The sequence below is a fragment of the Sorangiineae bacterium MSr11367 genome, from assembly GCA_037157805.1.
Lineage (GTDB): Bacteria > Myxococcota_A > Polyangia > Polyangiales > Polyangiaceae > Pendulispora > Pendulispora rubella.
In genome coordinates this window covers 10,453,592-10,465,213 of record CP089983.1, presented here as the reverse complement: position 1 = coordinate 10,465,213, position 11,622 = coordinate 10,453,592, and the positions used below count along the sequence as shown (strand labels likewise).

The following is an 11,622-nucleotide window of genomic DNA, read 5'->3' as shown; positions in this document are numbered from 1 at the left end:
CTCGCGGAAGTCGCGCTTCCGCGAACGGAACGACTCGTTCCGCCGGAGTGGCCGCGGGGGACAGTTTTGCGCCGTTTATGTGGGGGTACGTCGTTTGCTGACGGAACTTTCCATGACGCAGACGCCGAAACGCCGCACGGCACGTGTTGCCGGCGGCTTCTTGATTGCCACCTTCGTTGGCGCGCTTGGTTGCTTCGTGGGCTGCTCCACGCCTTCCGATTCGTCTTCCTCCGCGCCGCAGCAAGTGACCATTCCACAGGAACGAATCCTCGACGTGAAGCTCGATGGAAGTGCGCTGAAGGTCATCGGCGCGTACGTTCCGCAGTCGACGCCCACGGGCGTCCAGCCCACGCCGGGCCCGGGCACCCTGGACTGGACCTTCACAGCGGCCGACGGCACCACCGTCCGCGGCACCGTCGCCGACGGGCGCACCTCCGAGTCGGAATTCGCGCCCAGCGGCACCTCGGCACGCGCGGAAGTCTCGCAGCCGTGGATGGTCTTCTCGGCCCGCGTGCCCTCGACGGCGGGTACGTTTGCCGTGCCCCTCACCGGTGCGAGCGTGTCGCTCGGGGCGGTCACCCAGGTCTCCGCCAGCGCGCCCGTGGCCAGCGATGGTTCGACCCTTTCACCGGCGCCCTCGGGGACCGATGCTCCGCCCGACGGCGTTCGGAAGCTCCGCGATTCCAGCGCGACGTGTCCGTTCAACGTCTTGATCGTCCCCGAGGCGTTCACCGACATGGGGGCGTTTCGCACGCGCGCCGAGCAGGTGGCCAACGATATCGTTACTTCGTCGGAATATGGCACCTACGCGAGCGGCTTCGTCTTCTGGTCGCAGGACTTCGTCTCGCGCGATGGGAGCATCTTCGATCCCGGCGACAACCGCGCCAAGTCGACCGCGTTCGGTGTCTCCTTCGGCTCGGGGGATCCCAACTCCGCCGAGCGTCGCATCATCTACCCGCGCAACGCGCTCTCCGACGAGACGACCAACCGGCTCCGCACCGGGGCGCGCTACACCAAGGCGGACATCATCCTCATCATCGTCAATACGCCCGAGTACGGCGGTGTGAAGTCGCAGTTTCTCGGCATCACCTACGTGACGGTGACGAACAATGCGCAGGGCAACCGCGTCATCTTGCACGAGATGGGGCACGGGCTCCTCTCTCTTGCCGACGAGTACACGGACGGCACCTGCGATCGCAGCCGGGTGGAGTCGCCCAACACGTCGGCGCGGCTCGATGCATTGCCGTGGAAGGACATGGTCACGCCCTCGAATCCGCTGCCCACGCCCCAAGGCACGGCGGGCGTCGGTGCGTTCGAAGGGGCGGCGTACTGCACCACGGGTGTCTACCGGCCCGCGCACACCTGCCTCATGAAAGAGCTGAGCACCGGCTTCTGCCCCGTGTGCGCGCGCCAGCTGCGCAACGTCTTCGGTCCGCGCAGCAGCGGTGGCGATGCCGGTGCGTCCGACGCGGGAGGCTCCGACTCGGGCGGTGGCCTCGTGAACGGCGGCGACGGCGGGGGGCTCTACAACCCGGGCGGGAGCCTAGTCTGCCCCACCCGTGCTCTGTTCTGATGTACGTGCGACGTCGGTGCCGCGCAGCACTTCGATGGCCCTCTTGGCGCCCTCGAGGGTGATGTCGCGCGCCTCCACGATCATCGCGGCGATGCGCTCGACGGTGCTGCCTTTTGCGCCCGCCGCGATGGCCACCGAGCGCGCGTGCAGCGCCATGTGACCGCGCTGGATGCCGTCCGTGGCCAGTGCGCGCACGGCGGCGAGGTTCGACGCGAGGCCCACGGCGGCGCACACCGACGCGAGCTCGCCCGCGCTGGGCACGCCGAGAAGGAGCAGCGCCAGGCGCGCCGCTCGATGCACGCGCAAGGTGCCGCCCACCGTACCGAGCGCCATGGGCATCTCCAGCGAGCCCACGAGCCGTTCTCCATGGCGCCGCCACGTGGCCAGTGGCGCATAGCGGCCGCTCCGCGCGGCGTATGCGTGCGCGCCGGCTTCCACGGCGCGCCAGTCGTTGCCGGTGGCGATCACCACGGCGTCGATGCCGTTCATGATCCCTTTGTTGTGCGTTGCCGCCCGGTACGGATCGAGCTCGGCGAAGCGCGATGCGTTGACGATGCCGTCGATCACGCGCGACCCGGGCATGCCCTCCGTGGCGAGATCGTCCGCCGCGACGGAGCAACGAAGGCGCACTTTGCGCTTGTCGCAAAGGTTCGACAGGATGCGCAGCCCCACTTGGCCGTGCGCAAGCTCGGCCAAGCGCTCGCCCACGGCCTCGGCCACGCCGTTGACGAGGTTTGCGCCCATCGCGTCTTGGCAGTCCACGACGATGTGCACCACGAGCATCTCGTCTTCCGGCGTGCCGATGCTTCGCACTTCGAGATCGCGGGCGCCGCCGCCCCGCACGACCAGGCCGGGAACGGCCCGATCGGCGAGGGCGAGGAGCTCCTCACGCCGTGCGAGGATGCGCTCCTCGGCGCCGCGCGGATCGCGCACGTTCGTCAGCTGCACCTGGCTCACCATGAGCGGAGGATCGACCTCCGCCAGGAAGCCGCCACCCGCGCGGATCATCCTGGCCGCGTTGGAGGCTGCGGCCACGACGCTCGGCTCCTCGACGACCATCGGCACGACGTAGTCCTTGCCGTTGACGCGCACGTTGAGGGCCACGCCGAAGGGGAGGGCGTAGGTGCCGAGCACGTTCTCGACGAACTTGTCGGCCACCTCTGCCTCGAGCCCGCCGCTCTCGAGGGAACTCTCGAGAGCGGCCATCTCGGTTCCGGTCACGTCGGCGACGAGCGTACGGCGCTCCTGGATGCTGACTTTGTGAAAGCCGGGCAACCGCGATGTCTTGGCCATGGCCGGCTCAGTGCCCGAGTTCTACATTTTCCAGAATGCCGAGCGCGTCCGGGATGAGCACCGCCACCGAGAAGTAATTGCTGACCAGGTACGAAATGACGCCCTTGTCGTCGAGTCCCATGAAGCGCACGTTGAGGCTCGGCTGGTACTCGTCCGGGATCCCGGTCTGGTGCAGGCCGATGACGCCCTGATCTTCCTGCCCGGTGCGCATCGCCAAGATGGAGCTGGTGCCCGTCTCGGAGACGGGGATCTTGTTGCACGGGAGGACCGGCACCCCGCGCCATGCCCAGACGTGGCTGCCGTTGAACTCGATCTGCTGCGGGTACACGCCCTTCTTGGTGCACTCGCGCCCGAAGGCAGCGATGGTCCTCGGGTGCGCCAGGAAAAACTGCGTCTTGCGGCGTCGCGAGAGCAGATCGTCCATGTCCTCCGGGGTGGGCGGGCCGCTGCGCGTGTTGATCCGCTGCGCAAAATCGGCGTTGTGAAGCAAGCCGAACTCGCGATTGTTGATCATCTCGTCTTCCTGCCGCTCGCGCAGCGCTTCGACGGTGAGCCGTAGCTGCTGCTCGATCTGATCCATCGGATCGTTGAACAGATCCGCCACACGCGAGTGAACGCGAAGAACGGTTTGGGCCACCGACAGCTCGTACTCGCGCGGGGTCACCTCGTAGTCGACGAACGTTTCCGGCAAGATGGGCTCGCCCACGTGGCCCGCCGCGAGCTCGATGGCCGCCTGCCCGTGTTTGTCCTGCGGCGCCTGCAGGCGCAATTTGAACTTCTCCACGTGCTGGCGCAGCGTGTCCGAGTCCTTGACCGCGTCCTCGAACACCTTTTGCGAAAGCGAGAGCACCGTGCACGCCGTCACCGCGGTGACCGTGAATGGCCATTGGTCGCGGGACTCGACCAGCGCGTCGTCTCCGAAGTGGTCACCGTCGGCCAACGTGGCCAGGGTCTGCTCGTCGCCGTATTTGCCCGGCTTCAACTTGTTCGCCTTACCGTGGGCGATGAGATACACGTGATCGGCCGATTTTCCGGCCTTCACGATGGTCTCACCCGCCTTGTACTCTTTCTGGACGAACTTGGACGCCAGCCGACGCAGCACGCCGTCGTCCTGGATGCCCCGGAGCAGCGGTAGCTCGCACAGCTCCCCCGGAATGACCTCGACCTTGGCGCCGGTGCTCACGAAGGTGACCCGGCCATCGCCGACCGCATAGCTCAGTCGACGGTTGACGCGGTAGACGCCCGCAGACGTCTGCACCCACGGCAGCATGCGGAGCAGCCACCGCGAGGTGATGCCCTGCATTTGCGGGACGGATTTGGTCGTCGTTGCAAGCTTGCGGGCCGCGGCCGTGCCCAAGCTGGTGAGGGACTGCGGGCCGCCGTTGTGGCCATTTCCATTGAGGCCGTTGCCATTCAGATCGTACGGGGAGTGAGCACTCATTTCGCACCTCGCGTGAGCGGTATCATCGATTCAATCGGTTTTTCGAATTGCGAAATGGTCAATTACGTCCGGCCGATTTCGACATTTTCCAAAACGGCCAGCGCGTCCGGAACCAAGACGGCCGCCGAGAAATACGCGCTGACGAGGTAAGAAATAACGGCCTTTTCGTCGATCCCCATGAAGCGAACCGACAAGCTTGGTTGGTATTCGTCCGGAATACCCGTTTGGTGAAGCCCGATGACCCCTTGGTTCTTTTCACCTGCGCGCATCAGGATGACGGAGCTCGTGCGCGACTCCGTGACCGGGATCTTGCTGCACGGAAGCACCGGCACACCGCGCCAAGCCGGCACCATGTGGCCGCCCAGATCGATGCTTTGCGGGTAGATTCCCCGACGGCTGCACTCCTGCCCGAACGCCGCGATGCTCTGCGGGTGGGCCAAGAAACACGTGGGATCCTTCCAGACCAACGAAAGCAGATCGTCGAAGTCGTCCGGCGTGGGCGGCCCGCTGCGGGTATGGATGCGCTGCGAGAAGTCCGCATTGTGCAGAAGCCCGATTTCGCGGTTGTTGATGAGCTCCCGCTCCTGCTCCTCGCGCAGGGCCTCGATGGTCAGGCGAAGCTGCTGCTCGATCTGGTCCATCGGCTCGTTGAACAGATCGGCCACGCGGGTGTGCACCCGAAGCACGGTTTGGGCCACGCTCAATTCGTATTCGCGCGGTGTCACTTCGTAGTCGACGAAGGTGGCGGGAAGCACGGGTTCCCCCACGTGGCCGGCGGCCAGCTCGATGCAGGCCTGCGCGTGCTTGTCCTGCGGAAGCGTGAGAAGGTGCCTGAACTGCTCCACGTGGGCGCGAAGCTTCTCGGACTGCGCGATCATGTCCTCGAAGACGCGCTGGGGCATCGCCAGCACGGTGCAGGGGGTGGCCGCTTTGACCGTGTATGTCCACTTGTCGTTCGACTCGACGACGGCGCGATCGCCGAAGTAGTCGCCGTCGGCCAGCACGTCGATGGTCGCTTCGGCGCCATACTTCGTGGCGCCGATCTTGTTGGCTTTGCCGTGCGCGATGAGGAAAACGTGCTCGGCCGGCGTGCCGGATTGCACGATGACGTCGCCCGCCTTGAATTCTTGCTGCACGAAGCGGGCGGCCAGCGTGTTGAGGACCTCTTCGTCGTCGAAGCCACGCAGGAGCGGCAGCTCGGTGAGCTCGCGGGGAATGACCTGCACCTTGGCGCCGGTGCTCATGAAGGTGACGCGCCCGTCGCCCACGGCATACGTCAGACGCCGGTTCACACGGTAAACGCCGCCGCTGGTCTGTACCCAAGGCAACATTTTCAGCAGCCACCGCGAGGTGATGCCTTGCATCTGCGGTACGGATTTGGTCGTCGTCGCAAGCTTCCGTGCGGCGGCCGTTCCCAAGCTCGTTTGCGGCGTTCCGCCGTTGGACCCATTAGTCGATTTCGTGACGATGTTCATCGTGGCTCACCTTTCCGATGCGTGCCGCCGAGGCGCCCACCCCGTTCGGCCGCAGAATCGTTTCGCGCTTTCCCTGTCCGGGGAACGTTGCAGCGTTGCGGGGTCGCTATGCCTGCCGCACGGCACCCGTGCGGCGCGGCGGGCGGCGCACGCGCGCACGTAAGAACTGGCCAAATGGCTGCTGACGAGTCACTCGACACCCCCCGCGGCCATCGCGATCGCGACGGCGAACGCGAGCCACTCTATCTGCATGATTCGTATTGGCTACTGGAAAACGACGGCGCGGATCACATTCTTTTTGACAACCAAGTTACGACTACGGCTTAGGTCACGCGCGCGACTCATTTCGAGGTGAAATTCGAGAATATGGACTAGCGATGTTTCATTGGCATGTCCCGCACCGCCGAAGTGCAACCGTGCATCGCCGGGTGGGTTCGATGTGACTCGCCCATCGCGTTGTTGGGAATACGAAATAATTACTTCGGGTCAATAATGGGATTTTGCAATTGACGCTTGCATGTTCCATATTCGCCTGCGGGAAGAAGAAGACGGGTTGCGGGTGGTCCTTTTCGCCCTACCGCTCGCGTGGCCGTCCGCCGGGTGTAGGATGGCGCGCACGCTGGCGGTGCACATGATCCGCTCCATTGGTCGCGCGTCCGCTTCACCGGAGGAAAAGACACGAATTTTCGCCGCACTCGCTTCGCGGGTGCGCGGCACGATTGCCGGACCGGGTGCGCTGCCCATAGAGTCGCGGAGCGCTACGCGCAATTTACCCTTCTGGAGATTCCTGGAGCATACCCATGGCCGATACGCCTCCTGCGACTCTTGGCGCCCAAGCAGCGCGCCAGCTTGCAAACACTACGAAGACGCCGCCCCAGTGGGTCGGGGTCACGCCCCGCTGGTTGGTCAGCCTCCTTCCCTGGACCCCCGTCGAAGCGGGCACCTACCGTGTCAACAAGGTGAAGGAGGGCGGGGAGCAGGGCATCGGCATCGAGTGCAGCCCGAGCGACGCCGACGACCTTCCGAACGCTTCGGTGGACTACGAGGAGCAGCCTCGCGAGTACACGCTGAGCACCGTCACGACGACGATCGAAGTGCAGACGCGCATCTCCGACCTGTATCGCAGCCCGATGGATCAAGTGCGCGAGCAGCTCGGCGTCCTCATCGAGATGGTGAAGGAGCGCCAAGAGGGCGAGCTCATTAATAATCCGAATTACGGTCTACTCACCAGCGCGGCGCCCCAGATGCGTGTGAGCACGCGCGCCGGTGCCCCCACGCCGGACGACCTCGACGAGCTCATTGCCAAGGTGTGGAAGGAGCCCGCGTTCTTCCTCGCGCATCCGCGCGCCATCGCGGCCTTCGGGCGCGAATGCACGAAGCGGGGCGTCCCGCCGCCGACGGTCAGCATGTTCGGCTCGCCGTTCCTCACGTGGCGCGGCATCCCGCTCGTACCGACGGACAAGCTGGGCATCGATGGCAACAAGACGAACATCTTGCTGCTTCGCACGGGCGAGAAGAAGCGCGGCGTGGTCGGTCTCTTCCAACCGGGGCTCCCCGGCGAGGTGAGCCCGAGCTTGTCGGTGCGTCTGACCGGCATCAATCAACGGGGCGCGGCCTCGTACCTCGTCTCTCTCTACTGCTCGGCGGCGGTTCTCACCGAAGACGCGCTCGGCGTACTCGAGAACGTCGAGGTCGACCGCTACCATGAGTACAAGTAAGAGCCCGTACGAACCCGAGGTGGCACTCGACGCCGGCGCCGACGATCTCGTCGGCGCGATGGCCAAGGAGCTGGAGCGCCTTGCGAATAGCTATTTTTCGCAAGGCCCGATGGGCGCGCCCCTTCCCGGGGCGGATGCGACCGCTCTGACAGGTGTGGCCGGCGCGCCGTCGCCGGACGTTGCCGTGCCGGAAGCGGCTCCCGTTCTCTCGGCGGCCGCCCCGTTGTCGGCGACCGCTCCGCTGGTGCCGCCGCGGGTGAGCCCGCACGCGTTGAACGTCGGAGGCGGCGGAATTTCGCCGGCTTCGGCGCCGCTCCCTCCCGTGCCCGGCGCCGTGCATCGGCCTCCGCTCGCGGCCTCGCCGCCGCCGACGGATCGCGACCTTCGCGCGCTGCCGACGCTCCTGGCCGAGTATGGGCACTCGCCGTCGCCCATCGAGGTTGCGCGCGCGACGACAACGAACGACGCGTACGGTGGCTCGAACCCTGCGCCGTACTACCTGCAGACCGCAGGTATTCCGGGCTCGCCGCCCGCGTCGCCGGCGACCGCACCGACGCCTCCGCTTCCAGGTGGCGGTGCCTCGGGCTCGTCGTTCCAAGTGCCCGTGAACGTCGGTGAGTTCGTCGTCGTGCCGGATGCTCCTCCCACGGGGCTGGGCATGGACGTCACGAATGCGCCCACGGGATCGGCCACGCCGTATTTCCTCTCGCTGGCCGGCCTTCCGTCGTCGGTCTCGTCCTCGGGCGCACCGCCGGTGCCGGATTTCGGGGGGCTGCCGTTTCAGGTCCCCACCGACATCCCCACGACGCCGACGACGCCCAACTCGGGTCTTCTCTCGGGCGATCCGATGGCGGCCGAAATCGCAGCACCACCTGCCACCGCGGTGGAGCCGACTGCAACCTGGTCGGGCTACGAGTTCGAGCCCCAGTTGGTGCCCGATTTGGGCGGCACGCGGGCGACGGCTCCGGGCGTCTTCGATGCCAACGCCGTGAAGCGCGACTTCCCGATCCTCGAGGAGCGCGTGCACGGACGGCGGCTGGTGTGGCTCGACAACGCCGCCACCACGCAGAAGCCGCAGGCGGTCATCGACCGACTTTCGTACTACTACGAGCACGAAAATTCGAACATCCATCGGGCGGCGCATGCTCTGGCCGCACGCGCAACGGATGCCTACGAGGCGGCGCGCGACAAGGTGCGGCGCTTCATGAATGCGCCGTCGTCGAAGAACATCATCTTCGTTCGCGGCGCCACCGAGGGCATCAACCTGGTGGCGCAGAGCTGGGGCTGGCGCAACATCGTGGCCGGCGACGAAATCGTCATCACCTGGCTCGAGCACCACGCCAACATCGTGCCCTGGCAGCAACTCTGCTCGGAGAAGGGCTGCCGCTTGCGCGTGGCGCCCGTCAACGATCGCGGGGAGATCATCCTCGAAGAGTACGAAAAGCTGCTCGGCCCCAAGACGCGCCTCGTGTCCTTCACGCAGGTGTCCAACGCGCTGGGCAGCATCACGCCTGCGCGCGAGATGGTGGAGATCGCGCATCGCTACGGCGCCACGGTGCACGTGGACGGTGCGCAAGCGGTCTCGCACATGCCGGTCGACGTCCAGCTTCTCGGGGCGGACTTCTACTCCTTCTCGGGCCACAAGGTCTTCGGGCCGACGGGCATCGGCGTCGTCTACGGCACGACGGAGATCCTCGAGGACATGCCCCCGTGGCAGGGCGGCGGCAATATGATTGCCGACGTCACCTTCGAGAAAACCACCTACGGACCGCCGCCGAGCCGCTTCGAAGCGGGCACCGGCAACATCGCGGACGCCGTGGGCCTGGGCGCCGCCCTCGACTACCTCAGCGGGCTCGGGCTGGCGAACGTCCAACGCTACGAGCACGAGCTGCTCACCTACGCGGAGGAGAAGCTTTCGCGCGTGCCGGGGCTGCGCATCATCGGCACCGCACGCGAGAAGGCGGGGGTCATCTCGTTCATCCTCGACGGTCAGCGCACGGAAGAGATGGGTGGCGTGCTCGATCAAGAGGGCATCGCCGTCCGATCGGGCCACCACTGCGCGCAGCCCATCCTGCGCCGATTCGGCCTCGAGGCGACCGTTCGCGCATCGCTTGCCCCGTACAACACGTCCGAGGACATCGACGCGCTCGCGGAAGCTTTGCACCGGATCCAAGCCGGGAGGCCCGTCCGCGGGCTGTGAAAGGCTACGGGCTTCAGGGGCTACAGGAAAAGACAGCTCTCTATCTTCCTGAAGCCCCTATGCCACAAGCGTTCGAACCGCCAAGGCGCCAAGAACGCCAAGAGTAGGGATGTAAGAGCACCCCCTAAATCTTGGCGTCCTTGGCGCCTTGGCGGTTGAATCTTGGCTTTTCGAAGGCGAATGACGCGGTCCGTTATGGTGACGGGCCGGCCTTTTTCGCGGACAGTTCGGCCCGGGTGGCGCCTAAAGCGTAACGCGACCATCTGTGCGTCATTCCTGGGGAAAAAAGATGTGGGCGGCCGGCCTTGAACCGTCGGAGATGTTCGTTATAGTAGACGCATGGTTCGTTCGGTTAGTCCGCAGCAGGCTCACGATCTCATCTCCCGCGGAGAAGTCGAGGTGATCGACGTCCGTGAGCCGAACGAGTGGTCTACGGGGCATCTTGCAGGCGCGCGCCTCGTTCCCCTTGCGCAGTTCCGCGCGAATCCGAAAGCGGCGCTCCCGCGCGACGGCGTTCTCTTCGTGTGCGCGGCCGGTGTGCGCAGCGAAACGGCGGCCCGCCTCGCCGCCTCGAGCGGCTTCACCAAGGTCTACAACTTGAGCGGCGGCACCCGCGGCTGGGTAAAGGCCGGCAAGCCGCTGGTTCACGATCTCAGCGTCGCCGTCTAGTATACGAGCGACATCGGAGCGTCGCGGACGCGAAAACGTCACCGAAAGGTCGACGGCTTGTGCGACGCGCGGTGATGCATGCGGCGTAGGAACGTCGCACCAACATGGATATCGTCATCGTAGGGGGCGGCATCGTGGGCACGATGCACGCCCTTTTTGCCGTGCAGCGCGGGGATCGCGTCGTCCACTTGGAGCGCGAAGACGAGGCGCGAGGCGCCTCGGTTCGGAACTTCGGACTGGTATGGGTGAGCGGGCGTGCGCCCGGTGCCGATCTAGAGTTGGCACTCCGGGCGCGCCAGCTCTGGGAGAAAGTCGGCGCGGACGTGCCCGAGGTGGGCTTTCGCGCGAATGGATCGCTGACCGTCGCGCGGACCTCCGCCGAGGTGGCCGTGCTCGAGGCCGTGGCGCGCGCCGACGAAGGCGAGCGACGCGGGGGGCGCGTGCTCGATGCGGCCGAGGCTCGGCGGGTGAACCCTGCGCTGCGCGGCGAGTTCATCGCCGCGCTCCATTGCCGTCACGATGCGGCGGTCGAACCGCGCAAGGCGGCGCGGGCCATTCAGAGTTACCTGCGCGAACATGCACGCTACACATGGCTCGGCGGGCGCGAGGTCACGGGCTTCGGTTCGCACCACGCCATCGATGACCGCGGTGAGAAGCACAACGGCGATCTCGTGATCTTCACCACGGGTGCCTGGCATCGCGGACTCATGGCGCCGCACACCGCGACCGTGCGCCGCGTGCGTCTGCAGATGCTCCAGACCGAGCCGTTGGACGACACGCTGACCACGTCGATCGCCGATGGCGATTCGCTGCGCTACTACCCTGCCTTCGACGTTCCGGTTCGTGAGCGCCTCGATGTCCAAGTGCCGATTGCGCGCGAGCACCATATGCAGCTCTTGCTGGTGCAACGACTCGATGGCTCGCTGACCATCGGCGATACGCACGAGTACGCCGAACCCTTCGGCTTCGATGTGGACGAGCTCCCCTACGCGCATCTGCTCGAGACGGCCTCGCGCATGCTGGGGAGGCCGCTTCCGCCTGTGCGTAGACGTTGGGCGGGGGTCTATAGCCAATTGCGTCCGGAGGCCGCGGGGCTTTACCATCGCGTCGATCTCGCGCCCGGGGTTGTGTTGGTGACTGGGCCGGGTGGGCGCGGGATGACATTTTCGCCGGCGATGGCCGAGGAGACACTGGCACGATCATGAACCGGTCGCAGAGTGAGGAGTCGATGGCAGATGAGGCCTATGAGGGCC

Annotated in this window: 8 protein-coding genes; 5 read left to right on the top strand and 3 right to left on the bottom strand. The window is 66.1% G+C overall.

The genetic code is table 11. The annotated features are described in order from the left end of the window. The first annotated feature begins 112 nt into the window (after nucleotides 1–112). Nucleotides 113–1,573, top strand: coding sequence for a M64 family metallo-endopeptidase (locus LVJ94_40330; protein WXB03142.1), 1,461 nt, complete (start codon nucleotides 113–115; stop codon nucleotides 1,571–1,573). On the opposite strand, the gene LVJ94_40325 is transcribed toward LVJ94_40330, so the two are convergent. The 3 genes from LVJ94_40325 to LVJ94_40315 form a co-directional block, all read right to left on the bottom strand. Continuing rightward, nucleotides 1,544–2,866, bottom strand: coding sequence for a hydroxymethylglutaryl-CoA reductase, degradative (locus tag LVJ94_40325; GenBank protein ID WXB03141.1), 1,323 nt, complete (start codon nucleotides 2,864–2,866; stop codon nucleotides 1,544–1,546). The two genes, LVJ94_40330 and LVJ94_40325, sit on opposite strands and share 30 nt — an antisense overlap. A 7-nt stretch (nucleotides 2,867–2,873) precedes the next feature. Beyond that, nucleotides 2,874–4,307, bottom strand: coding sequence for a cyclic nucleotide-binding domain-containing protein (locus LVJ94_40320; protein ID WXB03140.1), 1,434 nt, complete (start codon nucleotides 4,305–4,307; stop codon nucleotides 2,874–2,876). Between the two features lie 62 nt (nucleotides 4,308–4,369). Beyond that, complete coding sequence (locus LVJ94_40315) at nucleotides 4,370–5,782, bottom strand: cyclic nucleotide-binding domain-containing protein (protein WXB03139.1); 1,413 nt, start codon at nucleotides 5,780–5,782, stop codon at nucleotides 4,370–4,372. Between the two features lie 800 nt (nucleotides 5,783–6,582). Here LVJ94_40315 and LVJ94_40310 point away from each other — a divergent pair. From LVJ94_40310 to LVJ94_40295, 4 genes are all read left to right on the top strand, one after another. After that, entirely contained in the window at nucleotides 6,583–7,500 is a 918-nt protein-coding gene (locus LVJ94_40310) for a hypothetical protein (GenBank protein WXB03138.1), read from the top strand. A 940-nt stretch (nucleotides 7,501–8,440) separates the two neighbouring features. After that, a complete protein-coding gene (locus tag LVJ94_40305) occupies nucleotides 8,441–9,700 on the top strand; it encodes a cysteine desulfurase (GenBank protein WXB10791.1) in 1,260 nt (419 codons plus the stop codon). Nucleotides 9,701–10,039: 339 nt separating this feature from the next. Next, on the top strand, nucleotides 10,040–10,369 hold the full coding sequence (locus tag LVJ94_40300; GenBank protein ID WXB03137.1) for a rhodanese-like domain-containing protein: 330 nt from the start codon (nucleotides 10,040–10,042) through the stop codon (nucleotides 10,367–10,369). Nucleotides 10,370–10,473: 104 nt separating this feature from the next. Continuing rightward, nucleotides 10,474–11,574, top strand: a complete 1,101-nt coding sequence (locus tag LVJ94_40295) for a TIGR03364 family FAD-dependent oxidoreductase (GenBank protein WXB03136.1) — start codon at nucleotides 10,474–10,476, stop codon at nucleotides 11,572–11,574. Nucleotides 11,575–11,622: the final 48 nt, after the last annotated feature.